Source organism: Roseibium hamelinense, from assembly GCF_007830545.1.
Classification (GTDB): domain Bacteria; phylum Pseudomonadota; class Alphaproteobacteria; order Rhizobiales; family Stappiaceae; genus Roseibium; species Roseibium hamelinense.
Genome location: NZ_VLLF01000010.1, coordinates 34,565 through 56,115 on the forward strand (window position 1 = coordinate 34,565; position 21,551 = coordinate 56,115).

Consider the following 21,551-nt stretch of genomic DNA (forward strand, 5'->3'; position numbering starts at 1 on the left):
CAACAATGCTTAAGTCAGACTAGAACTCGAAAACTAACAACGGTTACCCGAGATGCTCATGCGCCCCCTTCCCCTCGCTCCTGTCATGCTGGTTATGATCCTGGCGGGCACTGTTCAAAGCGCAGACGCCCAGGACATAAGCGCCATCGAAAAAGCGAGCGGCTGCCCGAAGTGCGATTTGCGGCTTGGGGAATTGCGGGCCCTCGATATCCGTGAGGCGGATTTCGAAGGGGCGATCCTCCGGGAAGCTGACATGAAGGAAGTCGTTCTCACCGAGAGCAATTTCAAAAATGCAGACCTGAGACGCACCGAGATGGAACGCGCTAAACTCCATTACAGCGACTTCTCCGGCGCCTCCATGCGCGGTGTCGACATGGAGCGTGCAACTATGATCGAGGCGACATTCAATCGCGCCGACCTGCGGGACGCAGACCTCAACGGGACGGAATTGTCGGGGGCGAATTTTGAAAGGGCCGACATGCGGCATGCCTCGCTAATTCGCGCCAGCGCCCCGAACTCGAGCTTCAAGAATGCAAAAATGGATGGGGTCGACTTGGAGCGGGTAGACCTGACCCAAGCCGATTTTTCCAACGCCCGATTGCGCAATTCCGACTTGGACCGGGTGTTTGCCCGCGGAGCAAACTTTGAAGGTGCTGATCTCAGCGGCGTACGGTTGTCCAGTGCGGATTTAAGCGACGCCAACCTAAAAAATGTGGATTTGACCGGAGCTCTCTTGCGCCACACGCGTTTTGCCGGAGCGGACCTGACTGGCGCCAAAGGCATGGATCCAGCCCGCATCGTCGGGGCCTGTGCGGACGAAAATACCAAATTGCCTTATGGTATCGAGCTCAAGCCCTGCTCATAAAAAACGCGGCTTTTCCGCCGCGCCTTTTTTCATATCCATAAAACTAGTCAGTTAAACACGTCAAACGCGAAGCGATAGGTCACACCGACCCCGATGCTGAATTGGTTTTCATCACCAACCTTAGCAATCGGGCTGTCTGCAGCCTCTCCGACAAGCCGGTCATACCGTCCCTGAAGGTGCAACCGGACACTGTCCGTCCAGTCATAGCTGACGCGTCCGGCAAGACCGACGCTTTTGAAACCGCCTCCCGGGTCATATTCGGACAGTGTTCCGCCGCTCGCTGCCGCCTCAGCTGCAGTCACACCGAAATAAGTGTCCATGTAGTCACCAGCGGCAAAAGTGGCACGAGGACCGATGCTGAGCTCAACTTTTGGCACGGGATAAAAAATCCCGTCCGCCCCGATTTGGCCGGTCTGGCTGGTGTGTCCGTTAATCCCCTGACGCAACTCTGCGAAAACCCGGAAATTCTGGAACCGGTACCCTGCACCTGCGCCAAGCTCGAGAGCCCAATCGACCGTGTCGGTTCCGCGAAGATCGCTGTCGTCAGATGCTTTGCGCTCGCCAAGGAAATTGAACGACGGATAGAAAAACACGCCCTGACGTTTTTTGCCGTCGGCGACCTGCCCCAGCCCTGGAACGTAAAACCGCCCGACCGAGATCAGGGGGAATGGCACGAACAGATAAGAATCTGCAGCCTCGTACCGCGGCTGAACCATTCCGCCCACACCGACATCCAAAACATACTGCCGCTGCGGCAAAGGGACGGTGCCGTTTTGGGAAAATGCGGCGCCAGCGCTGCCAGAAAGAATGGCAAAGCTGCTGACAGCCACGGCGAACTTCGAAAACAATGCGGTCATTCAGGCAACCTTGTGCGCGTTCTTCACTTTAGCCGGACACTAGCACAAACCAATTAAAGGAATGGCTCGGTCCAATGTGATTTCTGCCGACCTGTTGCATTTCCGCACCGCTGCAAACCGGTGAGCGCCAGACAAACAAAACAGCCGGGTTGCAGAGACCTGCCGCGACCGCTACATGATCACGAAAGCCCGATGCATTATGCGATGGAAGGTATCCGATGCGAGCAATTCTTGATGTGGTTCTGATTGCCCTGAACCTCTACACGTACATTATCATCGCAAGTGCGATTTTCTCGTGGCTTTACGCTTTCAACATTGTGAACTCAAGCAACCAGATCATCTCCGCGATTGGCCAAATGCTCTACAATCTGACGGAACCGGTTTTAAGGCCTGTTCGCCGGATCATGCCAAATCTCGGCGGGATCGATATTTCACCGATCATTGTTCTTCTCGGCATCATTCTGATCCAGAACATCATCGTGATGTACGTTTATCCGAACGTTTTCTGAGTATGCCGTAAGGAAAGTCCGCGTCTACTCTTCGAGTGGGCGCGCCTCTTCGGCAAGCATGATCGGGATTCCATTCCTGATCGGATACGCAAGCTTCGCCGCTCTGGAAACGAGCTCTTGTTTTTCCCGGTCGTATTCAAGCGTCGTTTTTGTCACCGGACACACCAACAACTCAAGCAGCTTGCGATCAATCTGCCGTTCTTCAGATTTTTCTTCGCCCATTTTTTCATGCCCTGGTTTGGGATGTTTGCCGAACCGGCACCCGTCGCATGCAGATCACTGCAACGTGGTTCCGCCGTCGCCATTCTGTGAGCGAGCAATATCCATTTCGGTAATGGCGATCAATGTTTCAGCGCGTGTTTTCAAATCTCGAGCTTCCAGAAGCGCTTGTTTTTCTTGCGGTCCGTAGGGGCACATCATACAGAGCGCATTCACAAGAACCTCGGTTTCGGCTTCCGACACGCTCTGCCAATCAGCCTCTAGGTTGTTCGCATCTAGGTAGGCGCGCAGTGTCTCGAGCAGACTGTTGCGATCGACGTCATCCTCGCCCATGCCGCTTTGCAAGTCTGGCGCAAAAGGAGCAAAGTCACATTCGACCTGCCGGTAGGCCGTGATGGCTTCCAGTTCCGGTCCAACAGCAAACCGTGTAACCCCTTGCAAGGTTATCAGGTATCTCCCGTCGCCCGTTTCTTGAAAACTTGTAAGCCGCCCGGCACAGCCGACATGTGCCAAGCGCGGCACATCAGGGTCTTCGGGCATTTGCAACGGCATCGGCTGGACCATGCCAATCAACCGGTTCCCCGAGAGCGCTGCATCGATCATCGCGATGTAACGCGGCTCGAAAATGTTCAGGGGCAGCTGCGTGCGGGGCAGAAGCAACGCGCCAGATAGCGGGAAGACGGGCAAGACCGGCGGAAGATCAGCTATTGTTTCGTAAATGGCATTGCCGGCCTGCATGCGCCCAATCCTTTTGACTTTATTGTGTCGAGCAGTGCCCGCAGCACAGACTGCGGGCGGTGTCACGGGTATGTGTAGCGCGTGGGATGCAAGGTCAAGCGAACAGCACGGCAGAAAGCTTGCGCCTTCCGTAGTTTGTCGCTTCTTCTTTAGGCCCCCAGGCTTCGAAAAACTGCAGCAGTTGCTTGCGGGCCCCATCTTCGTTCCATTCACGGTCCCGCCGCACGATCTCGATCAGATGATCAACCGCACCGGTCTTGTTTCCGCGGCCGTTCAAACCGAGTGCGAGATCAAACCTGGCCTGATGGTCGAGCGGATCTTTGGCGATCCGGTCTTCCAAATCGGCGAGATCACCAAGTGCTTCGGCTTGTTCGGCAAGCTCAAGAGCGGCAGTGGCTGCGGCGAAAGCACTATGATCACGGGCCTCATCGGGCACCATGTCGAGCGCCTGCTTGCCGCGCTCCAAATCGCCCGTGGCGATGTAGCACTGCGCCAGCCCGCAAATGCCACGGACATTGTCCGGCTCCATCTGCATTACGCCGCCGTAAAGCTGGGCAGCTTGTCCATAGTCTTTTTCAGCAAGCAGTGCGTCGGCCTGCTCCAGGAATGTCTCGGCTTGGCTGACAGCGGGCGCACCGCCAAGCTTTTCAATGAAAGCTTTTACCTGGCTTTCGGGTTGGGCACCCATAAAGCCATCCACTGGCTGGCCGTCTTTGAACGCAATCACAGCCGGAATGGACTGAATGCCAAGCTGTCCGGCCACCTCCGGGTGTTCATCGATGTTCATTTTGGCAAGCTTCACGGCACCACCCGCAGCGGTAACCGCACTCTCGATCACCGGAGTCAACTGTTTGCATGGGCCGCACCAGGGAGCCCAGAAATCAACCAGAACCGGCTGGATCTTGGACGCCTCCATGACGTCCTGCATGAAGGTTTCGGTGGTCACATCCTTGATCAGGTCGCCGCCAGCAGATGCACTTGTGCTGTTGCTACCGCCAAATCCATTGCCATCGCCATAGCTTGCGCCAAAACCGCCACCGACAGATCCGCCAATAGTGAAGTTCCCGTTGCTCATTGCCCTGCCTCTTTTTACTGCGGCTGCTTTAACGTGCAAAAGGCAGCCATTGCTGCCCGTTTGACCTAACGCCTAACATGGCGCCCGCACGGCCGAATTACAATCGTCTGCTATACACCTGTTGCTCAACACGCGCGTGCTTCTTCACTCACCGGAAGAACCTGGGGCTCATGGCCGCAACTGCGGGTGAAAACCAGCAGATCATCCGCCGAAATAGAGGTCGTCGCATCATTCGACAGCGGGTGGTAATTGAGGACCTCATGCGTCATCATCGCACTGTCGAAAATGGGGGTGACCCTTTGCGCATCCCTGTCATTGATCAAGGAAAAAGGTGTGACCGATCCGGGTGCAACACCCAGCGTTTCCATTAAAAGGTCGGCATTGCCGAAGGAAACCCGGCCCTGAGCGCCGATCACCTGGTGCAGCTTTTTCAAATCGATCGTTGCGTCGTGAAGCGCCACCACAAGAAACAGCCGGCCCTTCTTATCTTTCACAAACAGGTTCTTGGTATGCCCTCCTGATATCTTCTCATGCAGGTCCTCCGATTCCGCAACGGTGAAGACGGGTGCGTGATCAGTCGTGGTAACCTCGATATTTAGCGCTTCCAGATAACTCATCAAATCTGCACGGCTGGCTGGCATGGCTGTATCCTGAAATTGTCATGGCTTGTTTGCTGTCTAACGCGGATCACAGCGGGAACTCAAGTTTTCAAGGCCTGCAAACCGCTGAAAAACATCGGCTTTTATCGTAAAATACGTTGCTCCATCCACAACTTGACACCTACCAAATTTTTTCGAAATACGCTGTTGCAATCCGCGTCCGCATGGTTCATATACTGCGCACCTCGCCGACGACGGACCCATTCGGATCCGCATCGGGAACATATGCGGGTGTAGCTCAGGGGTAGAGCACAACCTTGCCAAGGTTGGGGTCGAGGGTTCGAATCCCTTCGCCCGCTCCAGATTTTCAAAAAAGCTCAGGCCAGTCCTGAGCTTTTTTGTTTCCTGTGACTTTGCCGCTTAAGCGCACCAAGCGCAGGCTTTCGTCTGGAACGCCGCGGTACGAGACAACAGAGCACCGCGGCAACCATGCACCCACTTTACCCGGGTTCAGTATCCTTCGGTCAGCGCACCTGAACGCCTCGGGTCCGAGGCACCCGCAAGCTGCCCCGACACTTTCATGATCGACTGCGTAGACCCCATCACGTTCTTGACTTCGACTTGATGCCCAAGCTGTTCCAAGAGAAAAACCGTGTCGGGCGAAACGCCCTCTTCAATTCGAATTTCATCGGGCAGCCATTGATGGTGAAAACGGGGCGCTGCACTTGCTTCTGCTATGTTCATACCGTGATCGACGACATTTAAAATAATCTGCAAGGTCGTCGTGATGATCCGGCTGCCACCGGGCGAACCTGTGGCCAGAAAGAACGCGCCGTCCTTGAATACCAGGGTTGGGCTCATGGATGACAGTGGCCGTTTATCGCCGGCCACCGCGTTCGCCGCGCCGCCGATCAACCCATAAGCATTGGGCACACCCGGTTTTGCCGAAAAGTCATCCAATTCGTTGTTCAAGAGCACGCCAGTTCCATCGGCCATCAGGCCTACGCCATAGGAAAAATTCAACGTGTAGGTGTTGGAGACAGCGTTGCCATCCCTATCGACCACGGAATAATGCGTTGTTTCGTTGCTTTCATATGGCACGGGATTGCCGGGCTTGATGCTGCTGGACGCTGTTGCCTCGTCAAAGGACACCGTTTCCATCAGCTCCTTTGCGTAAGCCCGATCCGTCAGACCGGTGACCGGCACCTCTACAAAATCAGGATCTCCAAGGTACTCCGACCGGTCCGCATAGGCGCGTTTCATTGCCTCGGAAATGAGGTGCATCGTTTTCGCAGAGTTGTGCCCGTAGTCCGAAACAGGATGATCTTCCAGCATATTGAGGATCTGCACGATGTGTACACCGCCTGAGGATGGCGGCGGCATCGATGCGACCGTGTACCCGCGGTAAGACCCCATGACCGGCGACCGCCAGACAGCTTCATATCCGGCCAAATCCTCCAAGGTCATTCCGCCGCCCTCGGCCTGAACCTTGGAGACGATCTTTTGTGCAACTTCGCCGGTGTAAAAACCGGCGGCACCTTGGCGCGCGATTTTGCGCAGGGTTTCCGCAAGATCAGACTGTTTCAGGGTTTCTCCGGGCAAATAAGGGATGAAACCGTTTTTGTAGAAAACCTTTGCAGTTGCCGGATCCTGGGTTAGCCGGTCAACCCGGGACAAAAGAGAGCCAGACAGATCCTGCGTTACCACAATACCGTTTTCCGCAAGCTCGATTGCAGGCTCGACAAGATCGGCCCAGGTCAGGCGTCCACTGCCATGTTTTTCGAATGCGGCTGCAAATCCAGCAACTGTGCCTGGTACACCAATCGCCAATCCGGAAAACCGCGACTTCGTCTTGTCAGGTTCACCATCTTCGTTGAGGAACATGTCCCGCGTTGCAGCTGCGGGTGCCTTTTCGCGGTAATCCAGCGCCTCGGTTTCGCCGGTATTCGCCATGTGGATCATCATGAAACCACCACCGCCAAGATTCCCGGCACGCGGCAAGGTAACGGCAAGCGCAAAACCGGTGGCTATTGCTGCATCGACGGCGTTACCGCCTTTTTTTAGTATTGCGACACCCACCCGGGTTGCGACCGCCTCTTGGCTTGCCACCATTCCATTTTGCGCCAGCACCGGGTGAAACCGGTCTCGCCCGGAAATGATCGCCGCTTGTTGTCCAACCGCTTCGTGGGCTGTCACCGCTGCCAGGAAACCGCTGACCAAAATCGTCAAAAAGTTGCGCCTACGCGTCGAGAAAACCATGCTCATCCCTTCATTCCAGGTAGCCATCATCGATTGGCTACACTTTGAAATCTATCGTTAAAGTTGACAATAGTGGATTTTGCACGAGCACCAGCGAAGCTACGTAGACATCCGGTCGATACAAAGCTCTGAATAATTTAGGCTTCCAGAATCGATTGCCGGCGAGAGGGAGAGATGCCTGTGCGGATAATGACGAATTTCATGGTGGCCGCTGTTGCGGCTGTGGTGGCAGGCGGCTTTGCCCAAGGGCCGGCACATGCCGATCCGAATGCAGGCAAAACGATCGCTCTACAATGGTGTGCCTCCTGTCATCTAGTCTCCGACGATCAGCCCGTTGCCGACAGCGCCTCTGTGCCGAGCTTTCTCGACATTTCCAAGGACGCTGATTGGAATGAGGCGTCTCTGGCAACTTTTCTGGCAAATCCCCACCCCAAAATGCCGGACATGAACCTGACGACACGCGAAATTGCCAATATCGCTGAGTACATTGATAGCCTGGCCCCTTAAGTGCTGGCTTTTTGCCGGGTCGCTCCATCAAGATCAAAGATTAAACTCTGCACATACGGCAGCATGAAAGGACGCGTTTTTCGCGTCCGTTTCAGCCTCCAGGACTTCGTCTGCGAGGCCTGAATTGAATACGGAAACACTGCTGAAGGTTTCATAAAGCGACGGACTGACAAGGATATGGTCAAGCGTTTGCCCGCGGCCTTTGTGGATGATGGTGTTTCGCGCGTCTGGCGGCAACAGCGCATCAACTTGTATGAGCTGCCGGTGATGTAAACTGGGATTGCCTGTGTCCTCGGGATCCGCGCAGGCCAACCGCAGCGCGCTCGCATCTCCACTGGCGTTAAAATCTCCAGCCACCAAAATCATCCCGGCAGGGTCGATTTCAAACACCTTGTCGACCGCAAGCCTTAAATCGAGAGCCTGTGCGGTCCGTTTTAAGGCGGACAAGAAATAACCTTCTGCCCAGGCAGGCACGCTGCGCCATGAGGACACTGAAAGCTTGCCGCCGGGAATAGGGGCTGCGATGGGCGCGCGCAAGTGGACAACAAACACATGCAGTGTGTTGCGTGCGCCAATGTCGATTTCAACCTGCAGAATCGGCCGGTCGAACGTTATCGGCTGCGGCGCCTCGGTGTATGGATCGGCGTGGGCCGGTCGCCAAACCGGCACTTGCAGATGGGTTTGGAACAACACCTTCTGATCCACAATCGGATAGCGCGACAGAACCATCAGATTGTGGCGGTCAGCTGGAAGCGCTGCGTTGGGGCGTGTGCTGTGCCCAATTTCATATTCTCGGTATTCGGTTCCGGACAGCAAAGCTTCAAGGGCCAAGAATTCTCGGGCTTGCGCGCCTTGACGCTTCTGCGCATTGACCTCCTGAAGGCACAGTATATCCGCCTTGAGTTCGCTCAAGCGCGGGCGCAGAGCTTTTAATCGAGGCGCCAGCCGATCAGGATCAAACCGATCGTCGCCGAAAGACTCCATATTATACGTCGCAACCCGCAGCATCCTGTTTGCCCTTGTGGTTCACAAGGTATGCAGGCTATCCCGGCCAAGCGTATGACGGTAGGCGTGCCAGACAACCCTTGGAAACATTGTTCAATGCAAACATCAAAATGCCCCTGCGGTTCAGGCAAAGACCTTGCGCAATGCTGCGGGCTCTATTTGCAGGGCCGCGCACTGCCCGAGACTGCAATGGCTCTCATGCGTTCGCGATACTCAGCCTACGTGCTGCAAGAAATTGACTATCTAAAGGAAACACTCTGGCCAAAGTTCCAACCGGCGTTCGACTTCGAAGGAACAGCAAGATGGGCCTCGGAAAACCATTGGGTAGGTTTGACGGTAATTCAGTTTCAAAACGGCGGTAGGGACGATCGCGCGGGAACGGTTTTGTTTGAGGCGAATTACCTGTCCGGTGGACAAATGCACAAGCATCGGGAACTGAGTAAATTCCGAAAGAAAGCTGGCCGGTGGTATTATGTGGAAGCTATTGCTGAAACATGATCTGCGCGGCAAACCGCGCAGATCCGGCGACATCAAAATGCTAATTCCGGCCCGCCATTACGCCGACATCGACATCCCACACAGCACCAGTTACCCATGCGGCGTCCTCTGACAACAAAAAGTCGATAGATGCGGCCACATCGTCCGGAGTTCCGATCCGGCCAACCGGGTGGAAGGCGTCGAAGCCGTTTTTGAGGGTCTTAGAAATTTCGGCTTCCGGGATAAAGGCGCCGTATATTGGTGTGTCCACAACGGCCGGAGCGACTGCGTTGACCCGGATACCATGATCTGCGAGCTCCATTGCAAGGTGCTGCGTCAAGGCGTGCAGACCAGCCTTCGCCATCGAATAAGCTGACGATGGTGTTGCCTTGATTGCCTGATGGGCCCACATCGAGCCGATATTCACAATAGAGCCTGTTTTTTCGTCAACCATTTTACGGGCAACCGCCTGCGTAATTTGAAACGTGCCCCGGTTGAACGCGTGGTAGTGGTCAAAGTCTTCGGCGTCATGGTCAAGAAATGGTTTCGGGCTGAAGGCACCCGCAGCATTCACCAAATATCCGACCGGTGCATCCAGACCAGCGATGCGATCGACAATCCGTGCCACTTCTTTGGGCTTGGTCACGTCTGCCCGCCATAGATCGACGGGAACATTCGAAATAGCCTGGATTTCGGAGCGCGCGGCTTCGAGTTTTGCACCGGACCGGCTGACCAAGATTAGCGGAATTCCACGGCGCGCGAGCCGTTTCGCGGCCGCGAGGCCCATTCCGGATGATCCGCCCTGAACAATTGCTACTGAATTCTGCGTCATCACTGTCGTCTCCATTTTACTGTCGCTGCCAAAATTTATCTACTGATAGATAGATCAGATGATTCAGAGCTAGTGATTGCAATCCGGCATGTCAAGCTTTATCTATCGACTGATAGATTTTGGAGACCAGAATGCCCCGCAACCCAGACACCGAGGCCAATATCCTGTCCCTTGCAGAAACACTGATCCGCAAAAACGGCTACAACGGGTTCAGCTTCCGGGACCTTGCCAGCGGCATAGGCGTCAAAAGCTCCAGTGTTCACTACTATTACCCCACCAAGGCAGACCTTGGCGCCAAGGTTGCGCGGCACTATACGGACCGGTTCTTAAATGCGCTCGGCGCACCGGAAGATGCCCCGGCAGCAGCCGAGGGCGTTATCGCCAAGCTTCATTCCCAGTTCGAACAGGCCCTGCGCAAAGATGGACAAATGTGCTTGTGCGGTATTCTGGCAGCTGAATCTGGAGGCTTGCCGGACAGCGTAATCAACGAAACCCGGGCCTTTTTTAACCGCACTTCTGCCTGGCTCATATCCGCGCTCAAACAAACCAGCTGGGGCGAAGGCAAAACCGACACACAAGTCGAAAGCGCTGCAATATCGATGCTCGCCTTGTTTGAGGGTGCACTGTTGATGGCACGCGCGAACAAGAACCCGGATTTATTTGACAATATCGACGCGCTTGGTCTGATCGCACGGTAGCGCTGGTTACGCTCTGCCCCGCGCATTTATGTGTCGCCATTATCAAGGGATGATTTGACCGTTTGCCGATCTAGGTGCAACGTGGTCCCCGGCCATTTAGCCCGGAGTGCGATAACATGAATTTCTTCTCGGCAATCAGGACAGTTGCCGTCACCACGATGCTTGCTTTGCCGCTATCTGCTCCGGCCACAAGCCAAGAACAGCCCCCCGCAGTGCTCGTCGAGCAGGCTTCGAACATGAAACCGGGTATGGCCGATGTCTATGTCGGGCGGGTCGAGGCCGTCAATTCGGTCGACATTCAGGCCCGCGTCGAGGGGTTTCTCGAAACGCAAAATTTCATCGAAGGCGGCTTGGTCAAAAAAGGGGACATCCTGTTCCAGATCGAACAGGGCCTCTATCAGGCGACAGTTGATCAAGCCAAGGCGGGTCTCGAAGGCGCCACCGCCACGGCTCGCAACGCACAACTGGCTCTTGCCCGCCAAAAGGATCTGCTGGCCCGAGGCGATATTTCACAAGCAACCTATGACGCTGCAGAGGCCACCTATAAATCTGATGAAGCCGCGGTTGGTGAAGCTCAGGCCAGTCTTGAAACCGCCAAAATCAATCTCGGATACACCACAATCACAAGCCCAATCAACGGGCGCATTTCCAAGTCGGCCGTTGATGTCGGCAACCTGGTGAGCACGACCTCCGGCGTGTTGGCCACCATCACAAGCATTGATCCGGTGTATGTAAGTTTTTTCATAAGTGAGCGGGATCTGATCCTGAAGCGCCAGGAGGGTTTGATCGGAGAAAACTCATCGACGCTGAATGTGAAACTGCGGCTGTCCGATGGCGCATCCTACGATGCGAACGGCACCATCGATTACATCAGCAATCAGGTGCAAACCGCCACTGATACTGTAGAAATGCGTGCCAGTTTTGCAAACAACGACGGTCTTCTTGTGCCTGGTCAGGTCGTCACGGTGACATTTGAAGATCCGAATGCAAATGAGGTCGTGGTCATTCCGCAAACAGCCATACAGCTCGATGCAAAAGGCCATTTTGTATTTGTTGTTGGCACGGACGACACCGTTGAACGGCGCGACGTAACACTGGGCAATCAAATCGGCCGGGACTGGGTGGTCAGCTCCGGTTTGAAAGCGGGGGATCCTGTTGTCATTCAAGGACTTCAGAAAATTCATGAGGGCGTGAAAGTCACTCCGACCGAAACCCAATCCTAAGCCGGGGTTCTTCACATGCTCTCGAAATACTTTATCGACCGGCCGAATTTTGCCTTTGTGATTGCCATTTTAACGGTGCTGGTCGGCGCCCTTTCTATCCGGTTTCTGCCGGTTGCCCAGTTTCCGAACATTGCTCCACAGCAAATCCAGGTCACCGCGACCTATCCCGGCGCTGACGCATCGCTCATCCAAAATTCCGTCGCAACCCCCATCGAAGAAGAGGTGAACGGCGTCGAGGGCATGATCTACATGTCGTCGTCCTCTTCCAGCGAAGGCACCTACCAGCTCACGGTGACGTTTGCGATCGGCACTGATCCGGATATTGCGGCAGTTAATGTCCAAAACCGGGTGGCATTAGCAACGCCGCTGCTGCCCGAAGCGGTCACCCAGCAAGGTATTTCGACCTCAAAGCAAAACAGCAACATGCTGCAGGTCATCAACCTTCTGTCGCCGAAAAAGTCCCACAGCCAGCTTTACCTGAGCAATTACGCGGCAGACTTCCTCCAGGATCCGCTCAGCCGGATCAATGGCGTGGGATCTGTGAGCCAATTCGGACCGCTCAACTACAGCATGCGGGTCTGGTTGGATCCGGAAAAGATGGCAGCGCTCAATCTGTCTGCGTCCGACGTGTCGGCTGCAATCAAGGCACAAAATGTAGAGGCGGCAGCCGGCCAGATCGGGGCGCCGCCTTTCGCGGACGAGAAGACCGCTTTCCAGTTTTCGCTTCAGGCTGACGGGCTTCTGGAAACACCGGACCAGTTTGAACAGATCATTCTGTCTGCCCAGTCCGACGGTTCGTTTGTCCGCCTGAAAGACATTGCCCGTGTTGAGCTCGGCGCGGAAAGCTACGCTGCCACCGCCTACTACAATGGTCAGCCCTCAGCGATCGTGGCGGTTTTTCAAGAAAGCGGCGCAAATGCGCTGGATGTGGCAGACGCGGTGCGCGTTCAAATGGAGGAGCTGTCCAAGCATTTTCCAGCGGACATGGAATATGTCCTCGCCTACGACGTGACGACTGCTGTCCGAAAATCGATCGAAGAAATCGCCATCACACTTGGCATCACGGCCCTTCTGGTGATCTCTGTTACGTTTTTCTTTCTCTTGAGTGCTCGGGCAACCCTCATCCCGGCTATCGCAATACCGGTGTCTTTGCTTGGAACAATGGCGCTGATTTACGTGATCGGTTTCAGCGCAAACATGATCACGTTGTTTGCGATCGTTCTGGCAATCACGCTCGTGGTCGACGATGCGATCGTTATCATCGAGAACACCGAGAGGATCATGGAGGAAGAAGGCCTTGAACCTCGGGAGGCAACACTGAAAGCGATGTCCCAGGTCACACGGCCAATCATCGCAACGACATTCGTGTTAGCCGCCGTTTTTGTGCCGGTGTGCTTTTTCCCTGGCATCACTGGCGAAATTTACCTTCAATTTGCGCTAACCATCACGTTTGCTTTTGCCTTGTCTGCTGTCAACGCACTGACTTTGGGACCGGTATTGTGCTCCATGTTCTTGTCACGGCGAACGGGACATCCCAAAGGCCTGTTGAAGGTCATCCCGAAACTCATAGACAAAGTGCGCGACGCCTATATGGCAGTCGTCCGTTTGATGCTGCGATTCATAACCGTTTCACTTCTGCTGTTTGTCGGGGTTGTTGCGGCGACGGTCTATCTGTTTGAGACAACACCGACCGGCTTTATTCCGCCTGAGGACAACGGCGTTCTGTTTGTAAGCGTCGAATTGCCTGACGGAGCATCTTTGCAACGCACTCAAACCGTTATTCAGGACATCGGCGCCAAGGTCCAGGAACACGAAGGCATTCAGGCGGTCACATCCGTGGCCGGATTCAGCATTATCGCTGGAAACAAATCCAATGTCGGACTCCTTGTCTTGCTGCTTGAGCCGTGGGACCAGCGCAAAACACGAGACACCCAGTGGTGGGCGATCATGATGTCGTTGAACCGGTCGCTTGCCGCGGTGCCCGAAGCAACCTCATTCGTGTTCCCGCTTCCGGCCATTCAGGGTGTTGGGTCCAGCGGCGGTCTGTCGGCACAGTTGCTTGACTACCAGACCGGCAATATCGAGGACTTTGATGCGGTCAAGACTGCGTTCTTGACTGCACTTTTGAAAGAACCCGAATTTCAGTCTGCCTTCAGCAGCTTTTCTGCGACATCGCCGCAATACCATCTGACGATCGACCGGGACCGCGCAGAAGCGCTTCAGGTAAAGGTCAGCGACATCTTTACCGCTCTTCAGGCCAGCTTTGGCTCACTCTATGTCAATAATTTCGTCAAGGATGGCCGCGTCTACTGGGTCGTTATGTCGGCAGATGCCCCGTTCCGCCAGACAACCAGCCGGGTTGAGGGCATTTATGTTAAAAATGCAGCTGGCGACGCATTGCCATTGCGCACCTTCATTACCGCCGACCCGACACTCGGCGCGCAAACGATCTACCGCTACAACCTGTTCACATCCGCCGCCATCAATGCCCAGCTCGTGAACGGCGTCAGTTCAGGTGATGCAATTCAGAAATTCTCGAAAATCGCGAATGAAAACTTGCCCGACGGATACGGCTATGAGTGGACGGATGTCACCTTGCAGGAAGTCGAGGCCGGCGGCCTGGTGACCTATATTTTGATCCTTGCGGTCGTTTTCGCCTACCTGTGCATGGTAGCCCAATATGAAAGCTGGGTTCTGCCCTTATCGGTCATGGCGTCGGCTGTTTTTGCCGTGTTCGGCGCGCTGCTCCCGCTTCAGCTGATCCCCAACCTGAACAACAATATTTACGCCCAGATCGGGATGGTTCTTTTGATTGGCCTGGCTGCGAAGAAGGCGATCATGGTGGTTGAGTTTGCGAAAAACCTGCGCGAAGAAGGTCACAGCATCCAGGATGCGGCACTCATGGCTGCCCATATGCGGTTCCGGCCTGTTACTATGACAGGCTTATGTTTCATTCTCGGGGTGTTGCCATTGGTGATGGCGAGCGGTGCCGGAGCAGCGGGGCGCTTGTCGATCGGGTTTCCGGTGTTTGTCGGAATGATTGTCGACAGCACGCTGGGCCTTTTGATGATCCCTGTGCTCTATGTCTTCTTTCAAACGGTCAGCGAAAAAATCAGGGGCGGCAGAGACAAGCGGCCCGACACGGAAGAATCGGCCGAAGCCTCGTGATCATTAGTGAAAATTCCGTCCACCCGGCAGGGCCTTCAAGGTTTCCGGTGCCAGCGTTTCCTGTCGCAACGCATGCGGCTTGTGCTTGAAGATATCCTGACGGAGCTCAGGAACCTCTTGTACCAGCTGCTTGAGCCGGCTGGCCGGCTTGATCTTTTCCGACAGCTCGATCACCGGCCGCTTAACTTCATCCGCGCGCGCCAGGCCGGCATCTTTCAGATCCATTCCGGAGATCCCCGCCATCAGCGGCGTAACATCCTCGACACTTTCGGCAACCACATGGATGACCCCGGCTTCCGATTGCAAACGTCCATGAACCTTCAAAAACCGCGCACCCAGAACAAGCGGCCGGTATTTTTCAAAAACCTTCGGCCAGACAATCACATTGGCAATGCCCACCTCATCTTCCAAGGTCATAAAAATAACGCCCTTTGCCGATCCAGGCCGCTGGCGAACCAGAACGAGACCGGCCACGCTGAGTTTGCGACCAGATCGGACTTGGTCAAGCTCCTGACACGGCGTAACTTTTTGGGACGACAACACACTACGGACGAAAGCCACCGGGTGCGCCTTGAGGGACAGGCTGAGGCTGCGGTAGTCGGCCACAACGTGGGCGCCGGGCGGCATTGCCGGCAGATCAGCATCCGGCTCTGGCCGCAAATCCCCGTGAGATGCGAGGTCAAAGAGCGGCAACCGGTCTTTTTGGCTGCCTCGTTCCAGACCTTGCGCAGCCCAGATGGCCGCCCGGCGGTCGAGCCCCAACGACCGGAACGCATCCGCCTCGGCCAATTTCATAATGACGGACCGTCCAAGACCTGTGCGCAACCAAAGGTCACGCACAGAGTCATACCCTTCGCCGCGCAAGGCGATCAGCCGCTCCAAGTCCGCCTGTTTCAACCCCTTGACCATGCGAAAACCCAACCGCACCGCCCGTTCAGCTTTTATGACCGGTCTCATGCTCCGGTAGCGGCGGTGTACTCGCTGTGCCGCCGGCACGCCCGGCTCAAGCACGGCATCCCAGGAAGACAAATTGACATCCACCTCCCGCACTTCAACCCCATGCTCGCGCGCATCGCGGACAAGCTGGGCCGGGGCGTAAAACCCCATGGGCTGTGAATTCAGCAAGGCTGCGCAGAAAACGTCCGGATAGCGGGCCTTGATCCAGGAAGACGCATAGACAAGCAGCGCGAAACTGGCGGCATGGCTTTCAGGAAAACCATACTCGCCGAACCCTTCGATCTGACGGAAACACCTCTCCGCAAACTCCCGGTCATAACCGTTGCGGGCCATCCCTTCGATCATCTTGGCCTGAAAAGTGCCAATGGTGCCGACCCTGCGAAAAGTCGCCATCGCCCGACGCAACCGGTCGGCTTCCGATGGGGTGAAACCCGCAGCGACAATTGCGATTTTCATGGCCTGCTCTTGAAACAGCGGAACCCCCATGGTCTTGCCCAGCACCTGTTCAAGCTCCTTGCTGGGATAGGACACCTGCTCAAGCCCTTGGCGGCGGCGCAAATACGGGTGGACCATATCGCCTTGGATTGGCCCGGGACGCACGATCGCAACCTCAATCACCAGATCATAGAAGGCGCGGGGTCTCAGCCGCGGCAACATGGTCATCTGCGCCCTGCTTTCTACCTGAAACACGCCAACGGAATCAGCCTCGCACAACATGTCGTAGACATCGGGATCTTCGGGCGGGATCGAGGATACTGAATAATCAAGGCCATATTCTCGGGAGAGCATTTCGAGGGCCTTGCGGATTGCTGAAAGCATGCCAAGAGCCAGGATATCAATCTTCAAGATGCCGAGCGCATCCAGATCATCCTTGTCCCACTCGATCACGGTGCGATCTTCCATCGCCGCATTCTGGATCGGCACCACCTCGTCGAGGCGCCCGCGAGTGATCACAAAACCGCCGACATGCTGGGACAAGTGCCGCGGAAATCCGATTAACTGCCTGGCGAGCTCCAAGACCTGTGCAATCAGCGGATCGGAAGGGTCCATACCTGCCTCCCGCACCTGCTGATCATCCGTGCCGGCTCCGCCGCGGCCCCAGACCATGCCGGCCAGCGCGCCGATGGCATCTTCTGACAGGCCAAAAACCTTGCCCACTTCGCGCAATGCTGATCGCGTGCGGTAAGTGATGACGGTTGCCGCCAGTCCCGCGCGCTCGCGGCCATATTTGCTGTAAATGTATTGAATGACTTCTTCGCGCCGCTCGTGTTCGAAGTCGACGTCGATGTCCGGCGGCTCGCGGCGTTCGGGCGAAATGAACCGCTCGAACAAAAGATCCGCGCGTTGCGGGTCAACCTCTGTAATTCCAAGACAAAAGCACACGACGGAATTTGCGGCAGAGCCCCGCCCCTGACACAGGATACCCCGCTCCCTGGCAAACCGGACAATGTCATGAACGGTCAGAAAGTATGGCGCATAGTCGAGCTGGCGAACGAGATCGAGCTCATAGTCGATGGCTTTTTGCACCTTATCGGGAACACCTTGCGGATACCGGGTGCGTGCGCCCTCACCTGCCAGCCGCTCCAGCTCCTCTTGCGGGGTAGCACTTTGACCGCTCGGCTCCTCGGGATATTCGTACGCCAGATCATCCAGCGAAAAACTAAGCTCGCTTAGAAGGTTCAGGCTTTCGGCCAAAGCCTCCGGTGCAGCCGCAAATAAGGCGGCCATATCAGCGGCCGGTTTCAGATGCCGCTCCGCATTGGCCTCAAGGCGCCGCCCGGCTGTCTCCAGCTTTTCGTGTAAACGGATACAGCTCAAGACATCCTGCAAGGGACGTCGTTCAGCGGCATGATAAAGAACATCGTTTGTCGCCAGCAAAGGCACGCGGGCCAGCTCCGCAATCTGGCGCGCCAGAGCAAGACGGCGTTGGTCAACTGCGCCATAGGTCAAACGGCAAGCAAGGCGCAGGTGGGCACCAAACTGGCTCTTAAGCCGGGTAAGGACCATTAAAACCGGCTCTGAATCCGGCAAACCATCCGGCAGCAACAAGGCCATCGGCGCCCCGTCTTCAAGACACTCCAGATCGGACAGCAGCAGTTGACAGTCGCCTTTTTCCGCGCGGCGGTTGCCGAGAGTCAGCAAACGCGTCAAACGCCCGTAGGCGGCTCGATCCTGCGGCCAGACAAGAAGATCCGGCATGCCGTCAAGAAACACCAGTCGGCATCCGGGCTGAAACTTCACGCCTGTTTCCTTGGCAGCCATGTGCGCCCGCACGACCCCCGCCATGGAGTTGCGGTCGCAAACGGAAAACCCGGACAGCCCAAGCGCGGCCGCCGTCATCGCCAGCTCTTCCGGATGTGAGGCCCCGCGCAGAAAAGAAAAATTGGTCGCCGCGCACAATTCGGCAAAATTCGGCGTGCCGGTCATGCAAATACACCCTGCAAATACCAGCGCGGAGCTCCGGTTTCGCGCTGGTAGAGCCCCTCGCGGTACAGCCAGAACCGGCGCCCATCCTCGTCTTCAATGCGGAAATAGTCCCGGGTTACCCCATCGCGATGCTCTGGCGGTGCATCACTGGCCCCAATCCACCAGGGCGGAGCAATCCGCTCCGGCCCCTCAGAGCGGACCACCTTGTAAAGCACCCGCCGCCAGCGGAACCGCAAAGGCGGCCCTTCAGGCACCATGGCAACCGCCTCAACCGGCTCTGCCGGTTCAATCAGACGCAAGGGGCGGTCCACAGGCAGCTCCTGCCAGGCGCCATCCGGCTCAGCCCTGTCACATTCCGCTGAAGCATGCTCAGAAAACCCAAGCCCAAGATCCGGGCCGGACAGGCCCACCCATGACAAGGCCTCCTCGCGCACCGTAGCTGCCGGAACGACGGCGAACTGGCTTTCCGGCAAATGCCGGTCAACAGGCAGCAAACGGCCGACCCGTTCAATGCCAAGGCGAGCACCCAACCGGTCGATCAGACCAGCCAGATCCGCCTCTGCCTCCGACCGCCCCCTGCCTACAAGGCTGAGCTGATCCGGGGCGTCGGCCTGCGCCTCCAGAACCGCGAGCCGCACGAGATCATACCCGAAACCGGCATCCAGAACGCTTTCGTCCGCTTTCAGCTTTTCAGCAAAAAGCGCAAGGATCCGCTTCGCATCGCGCAAAGGCTTGCTGGTGCCGACAACGATTTTCTGGACCGCACCATCCACTCGGAACAAGGCCAGTTCAAATGCTCTTCCCCCCTCGACACGGCGCCCAAGGGCCTCACAGATTTGCCGCCCTAAGGACAGGGTCACTGCCTTGATGTCTTCAACAAGACCGATCGGGTCGAAGAACCGGCGCTCGGCCATAACAACCGGCGTTGCAAAACGCGGCGAGATCGGGTCGCCTTGCTGGCCCAGCGCCTGGTCAAGAAGCTTAACCAGTTCCGGCCCATAACGGCTGGCCAATGGGGCACGGGGCCGCCCGGCAATATCGGCAATGGTTGTCAGGCCTACATGCTCGAGCGCCTGTACAGTTTCCCGCGCAATACGCAGCCCCGCCAGAGGAAGCGGGGCAAGAGCTGCAAATTCATTGCCCGGCTCGATCACCTCTCGCGTGCCGAAGCGGGCCACAGCCCAAGCCGCACCGGGCGTGCCGGCCACCGCGCCAGAAACACAAAAGCCCTGCTTTTCTAATCTTTCAAGCACATCTGCCAGCAACGCTTTTTCACCGCCAAACAAATGCGCGCATCCGGTGACGTCGAGCAGGAGGCCGTCACTTCCATCCAGCGCCACCAGGGGCGTATAGCGGTCGCACCAATCGGCGATAAACCCCAAAAGCGCCGCCTCCAGCTCGGGCGCGGCCTCCTCGACCAAAAGATGCGGCACACGGGCCCTTGCATCCGCCAAGGGTTCGCCGGCCTTGAGCCCAAAGGCTTTTCCCGTGCCATTCACGCAGACAAGGCGTTGCGCATTGCGTGCGCGCGCAGTGACGACAAAAGGCGGTTCAGCTTGTCTTGCCTGAGGCCGTGCGGCCTGACGCAAGTACCTCAGGACCCGGTCGCAAGCCAGTTCCGGAAACCATAGGGAGAGAATACGCTGGTGCGGCAAGTTTTCTCGCGGCATGGCTCCACTCCACAATCAAATGACCCTCGCGGCCATCCCGGTTCCGGGTCAGGTTGACAGTCCAAGCAGCCCGACCCAAACCGTCGTGTGGCCTTTGGCCGGACAAGAGCGGTGGGGCTGAGGCATGCGGCGCGGCTTTCCAGCGCGTCATCGCCGCCGTCGGTTCGAATTCCGTGCCGTGACGCAACAAAAACACGGGTGTGCCCCCGATCCGGGCCCGCAGCATCAGGCGGCGTGTTGCCGTCAAATCGAGCGCTTTCGAAGCCCCCCGGACTTCCCCGACCACCGCAGCAAGCGCAGAACATTGCGCACCTTCTTCCATGGCCCACAACAGATCTTCGGTGCGCCGTGCAGTGACACAAACCACCCTGGCAGGATCCATGCCGAAACGGAGCAACCCGGGAGGATACGGCATGCCAGCCTCACGAAGAACACCCTGATCCATAACCCAAAGCACCAGTCCGTCACGCGCTTTCAACAAACTGGCGATAACGGATATGGCAACCCCTGACAGGGCTCCTGCATCGCGGCTTTGCGGCGTGACAACTTCATGCAGCCCCCCCTCCAGAAAGGCCGAAGTTCTGAACAAGGGGTCCAGCTGCTCCAGACCGGGAACCGGCGTGAAACTGGATGTGCCCCCCTGAGAATTGCCCGGCCCCTGCCAAGAGGCAGCGGAAGCAGGGGCCGGACCAAGCTGCGTATCCAAGGGGAGGCGGCCCTCAAGACCCGCAATACGGCGGCGCAGCTCGGTAATTCTGTCGGGCTTGCATGTCTCCTCGTCCCGGCCATTGTCTGACCGGTCCATGTTTGTCCTGTTCTGGGCGACACGGTGCACGGGCGTTCCAATCGGCTTTGTTCTCTATTTGTTCCTATAGATTCCGGAGACGGCCCAAAGAGTCAAGCAGGTTTTCAAACATAATCTTTCCGCAAGGAAATATGCCAGCATGAGCTGATTATTCGGACCATGTGCAACTCAAAAAAGTGACTTCAAATCAAACATGAAACAACTCGAACAAATCGAAAGATAAAGTATGTCCGATATTTAATTTGAACCTTATGCCACAGCATCCACCTAACCCTTGTCACTGCACTCTAAAAACAAGGGACCACTCGTATGATCAAACGTTTTGCCAAACGCCGAAAATACCACATAAACAACCAGATTGCCGCAATTATCAACAGACAGGACGTTCTGACCCATGGAGAATACCTGGAACTTCAACAACTTGACAGAAGCCACCAGTTCTGGGGACGCTTTTCGTAACTTAAAACGCCTTGGACCTTTCTAAGGCGTTTTACTTTCAGCACATCATGCGGCATCGCTTCACACCTCTGTGAAAAATCACAGGCTCCACATGCACATCCAGCCATAGACTGTTAATTCCTACATGTCATACAGTGGCTATGTCGTGACAAGGAACGCAGGTCTTGCGGTTGACCGATCACCAAGGATTACAGCGCCTGCC

Annotated in this window: 18 protein-coding genes and 1 tRNA gene; 8 read left to right on the forward strand and 11 right to left on the reverse strand. The window is 56.3% G+C overall.

The window, feature by feature from the left end:
* The first annotated feature begins 58 nt into the window (after positions 1-58).
* Positions 59-865, forward strand: coding sequence for a pentapeptide repeat-containing protein (locus tag JM93_RS18250; protein ID WP_208995300.1), 807 nt, complete (start codon positions 59-61; stop codon positions 863-865).
* Positions 866-912: 47 nt separating this feature from the next.
* Here the strand turns inward: JM93_RS18250 and JM93_RS18255 are convergent, their stop codons facing one another.
* Positions 913-1,722, reverse strand: a complete 810-nt coding sequence (locus tag JM93_RS18255) for a MipA/OmpV family protein (RefSeq protein ID WP_145346366.1) — start codon at positions 1,720-1,722, stop codon at positions 913-915.
* 218 nt (positions 1,723-1,940) lie between these two features.
* Here JM93_RS18255 and JM93_RS18260 point away from each other — a divergent pair, with 218 nt between their 5' ends.
* A complete protein-coding gene (locus JM93_RS18260; protein ID WP_145346368.1) occupies positions 1,941-2,231 on the forward strand; it encodes a YggT family protein in 291 nt (96 codons plus the stop codon).
* 24 nt (positions 2,232-2,255) lie between these two features.
* Here JM93_RS18260 and JM93_RS18265 read toward each other — a convergent pair whose 3' ends face one another.
* The 4 genes from JM93_RS18265 to JM93_RS18280 all read right to left on the reverse strand — a co-directional run bounded on the left by JM93_RS18265 (position 2,256) and on the right by JM93_RS18280 (position 4,904).
* Positions 2,256-2,453, reverse strand: a complete 198-nt coding sequence (locus JM93_RS18265; protein ID WP_145346371.1) for a Trm112 family protein — start codon at positions 2,451-2,453, stop codon at positions 2,256-2,258.
* 54 nt (positions 2,454-2,507) lie between these two features.
* A complete protein-coding gene (locus tag JM93_RS18270; protein WP_145346372.1) occupies positions 2,508-3,188 on the reverse strand; it encodes an LON peptidase substrate-binding domain-containing protein in 681 nt (226 codons plus the stop codon).
* Between the two features lie 94 nt (positions 3,189-3,282).
* On the reverse strand, positions 3,283-4,263 hold the full coding sequence (gene trxA, locus JM93_RS18275; protein WP_145346374.1) for a thioredoxin: 981 nt from the start codon (positions 4,261-4,263) through the stop codon (positions 3,283-3,285).
* Positions 4,264-4,388: 125 nt separating this feature from the next.
* A complete protein-coding gene (locus JM93_RS18280) occupies positions 4,389-4,904 on the reverse strand; it encodes a prolyl-tRNA synthetase associated domain-containing protein (protein ID WP_145346377.1) in 516 nt (171 codons plus the stop codon).
* 245 nt (positions 4,905-5,149) lie between these two features.
* On the opposite strand from JM93_RS18280, the gene JM93_RS18285 reads away from it, so the two are divergent.
* Positions 5,150-5,224: transfer RNA gene (locus JM93_RS18285), tRNA-Gly, on the forward strand.
* A gap of 148 nt (positions 5,225-5,372) precedes the next feature.
* Here JM93_RS18285 and ggt read toward each other — a convergent pair.
* Complete coding sequence (gene ggt / locus JM93_RS18290) at positions 5,373-7,127, reverse strand: gamma-glutamyltransferase (protein WP_208995301.1); 1,755 nt, start codon at positions 7,125-7,127, stop codon at positions 5,373-5,375.
* A gap of 168 nt (positions 7,128-7,295) precedes the next feature.
* Between ggt and JM93_RS18295 the strand changes: the two genes are divergently transcribed.
* Positions 7,296-7,628, forward strand: a complete 333-nt coding sequence (locus tag JM93_RS18295; protein WP_208995302.1) for a c-type cytochrome — start codon at positions 7,296-7,298, stop codon at positions 7,626-7,628.
* Between the two features lie 33 nt (positions 7,629-7,661).
* On the opposite strand, the gene JM93_RS18300 is transcribed toward JM93_RS18295, so the two are convergent.
* Positions 7,662-8,636 (reverse strand): endonuclease/exonuclease/phosphatase family protein, encoded by a 975-nt coding sequence (locus JM93_RS18300; RefSeq protein ID WP_208995303.1) that lies wholly within the window; start codon positions 8,634-8,636, stop codon positions 7,662-7,664.
* Between the two features lie 51 nt (positions 8,637-8,687).
* Between JM93_RS18300 and JM93_RS18305 the strand changes: the two genes are divergently transcribed.
* Complete coding sequence (locus tag JM93_RS18305) at positions 8,688-9,131, forward strand: YchJ family protein (protein WP_208995304.1); 444 nt, start codon at positions 8,688-8,690, stop codon at positions 9,129-9,131.
* A 40-nt stretch (positions 9,132-9,171) separates the two neighbouring features.
* On the opposite strand, the gene JM93_RS18310 is transcribed toward JM93_RS18305, so the two are convergent.
* On the reverse strand, positions 9,172-9,942 hold the full coding sequence (locus JM93_RS18310) for an SDR family NAD(P)-dependent oxidoreductase (protein WP_145346381.1): 771 nt from the start codon (positions 9,940-9,942) through the stop codon (positions 9,172-9,174).
* Positions 9,943-10,073: 131 nt separating this feature from the next.
* Here JM93_RS18310 and JM93_RS18315 point away from each other — a divergent pair, with 131 nt between their 5' ends.
* The 3 genes from JM93_RS18315 (at position 10,074) to JM93_RS18325 (ending at position 15,031) form a co-directional block, all read left to right on the forward strand.
* Complete coding sequence (locus JM93_RS18315) at positions 10,074-10,640, forward strand: TetR/AcrR family transcriptional regulator (RefSeq protein WP_145346383.1); 567 nt, start codon at positions 10,074-10,076, stop codon at positions 10,638-10,640.
* 116 nt (positions 10,641-10,756) lie between these two features.
* On the forward strand, positions 10,757-11,863 hold the full coding sequence (locus JM93_RS18320; RefSeq protein ID WP_145346385.1) for an efflux RND transporter periplasmic adaptor subunit: 1,107 nt from the start codon (positions 10,757-10,759) through the stop codon (positions 11,861-11,863).
* A 15-nt stretch (positions 11,864-11,878) separates the two neighbouring features.
* On the forward strand, positions 11,879-15,031 hold the full coding sequence (locus JM93_RS18325) for an efflux RND transporter permease subunit (RefSeq protein WP_145346387.1): 3,153 nt from the start codon (positions 11,879-11,881) through the stop codon (positions 15,029-15,031).
* 3 nt (positions 15,032-15,034) lie between these two features.
* On the opposite strand, the gene JM93_RS18330 is transcribed toward JM93_RS18325, so the two are convergent.
* The 3 genes from JM93_RS18330 to JM93_RS18340 are packed head-to-tail and all read right to left on the reverse strand — an operon-like array spanning position 15,035 to position 20,890.
* On the reverse strand, positions 15,035-18,415 hold the full coding sequence (locus JM93_RS18330; RefSeq protein WP_145346389.1) for an error-prone DNA polymerase: 3,381 nt from the start codon (positions 18,413-18,415) through the stop codon (positions 15,035-15,037).
* On the reverse strand, positions 18,412-20,085 hold the full coding sequence (locus JM93_RS18335; protein WP_145346391.1) for a Y-family DNA polymerase: 1,674 nt from the start codon (positions 20,083-20,085) through the stop codon (positions 18,412-18,414). The genes JM93_RS18330 and JM93_RS18335 overlap by 4 nt, the downstream gene beginning before the upstream one ends.
* A complete protein-coding gene (locus JM93_RS18340; RefSeq protein ID WP_145346392.1) occupies positions 19,967-20,890 on the reverse strand; it encodes an ImuA family protein in 924 nt (307 codons plus the stop codon). The genes JM93_RS18335 and JM93_RS18340 overlap by 119 nt, the downstream gene beginning before the upstream one ends.
* Positions 20,891-21,551: the final 661 nt, after the last annotated feature.

What these genes read in the sequence shown, in the direction of transcription:
- JM93_RS18250 (WP_208995300.1), top strand. Translation starts at nt 59, where the DNA reads ATGCGCCCCCTTCCCCTCGCTCCTGTCATGCTGGTTATGATCCTGGCG.
- JM93_RS18255 (WP_145346366.1), bottom strand. Translation starts at nt 1,722, where the DNA reads ATGACCGCATTGTTTTCGAAGTTCGCCGTGGCTGTCAGCAGCTTTGCC.
- JM93_RS18260 (WP_145346368.1), top strand. Translation starts at nt 1,941, where the DNA reads ATGCGAGCAATTCTTGATGTGGTTCTGATTGCCCTGAACCTCTACACG.
- JM93_RS18265 (WP_145346371.1), bottom strand. Translation starts at nt 2,453, where the DNA reads ATGGGCGAAGAAAAATCTGAAGAACGGCAGATTGATCGCAAGCTGCTT.
- JM93_RS18270 (WP_145346372.1), bottom strand. Translation starts at nt 3,188, where the DNA reads ATGCAGGCCGGCAATGCCATTTACGAAACAATAGCTGATCTTCCGCCG.
- trxA (WP_145346374.1), bottom strand. Translation starts at nt 4,263, where the DNA reads ATGAGCAACGGGAACTTCACTATTGGCGGATCTGTCGGTGGCGGTTTT.
- JM93_RS18280 (WP_145346377.1), bottom strand. Translation starts at nt 4,904, where the DNA reads ATGCCAGCCAGCCGTGCAGATTTGATGAGTTATCTGGAAGCGCTAAAT.
- ggt (WP_208995301.1), bottom strand. Translation starts at nt 7,127, where the DNA reads ATGAGCATGGTTTTCTCGACGCGTAGGCGCAACTTTTTGACGATTTTG.
- JM93_RS18295 (WP_208995302.1), top strand. Translation starts at nt 7,296, where the DNA reads ATGCCTGTGCGGATAATGACGAATTTCATGGTGGCCGCTGTTGCGGCT.
- JM93_RS18300 (WP_208995303.1), bottom strand. Translation starts at nt 8,636, where the DNA reads ATGCTGCGGGTTGCGACGTATAATATGGAGTCTTTCGGCGACGATCGG.
- JM93_RS18305 (WP_208995304.1), top strand. Translation starts at nt 8,688, where the DNA reads ATGACGGTAGGCGTGCCAGACAACCCTTGGAAACATTGTTCAATGCAA.
- JM93_RS18310 (WP_145346381.1), bottom strand. Translation starts at nt 9,942, where the DNA reads ATGACGCAGAATTCAGTAGCAATTGTTCAGGGCGGATCATCCGGAATG.
- JM93_RS18315 (WP_145346383.1), top strand. Translation starts at nt 10,074, where the DNA reads ATGCCCCGCAACCCAGACACCGAGGCCAATATCCTGTCCCTTGCAGAA.
- JM93_RS18320 (WP_145346385.1), top strand. Translation starts at nt 10,757, where the DNA reads ATGAATTTCTTCTCGGCAATCAGGACAGTTGCCGTCACCACGATGCTT.
- JM93_RS18325 (WP_145346387.1), top strand. Translation starts at nt 11,879, where the DNA reads ATGCTCTCGAAATACTTTATCGACCGGCCGAATTTTGCCTTTGTGATT.
- JM93_RS18330 (WP_145346389.1), bottom strand. Translation starts at nt 18,415, where the DNA reads ATGACCGGCACGCCGAATTTTGCCGAATTGTGCGCGGCGACCAATTTT.
- JM93_RS18335 (WP_145346391.1), bottom strand. Translation starts at nt 20,085, where the DNA reads ATGCCGCGAGAAAACTTGCCGCACCAGCGTATTCTCTCCCTATGGTTT.
- JM93_RS18340 (WP_145346392.1), bottom strand. Translation starts at nt 20,890, where the DNA reads ATGGACCGGTCAGACAATGGCCGGGACGAGGAGACATGCAAGCCCGAC.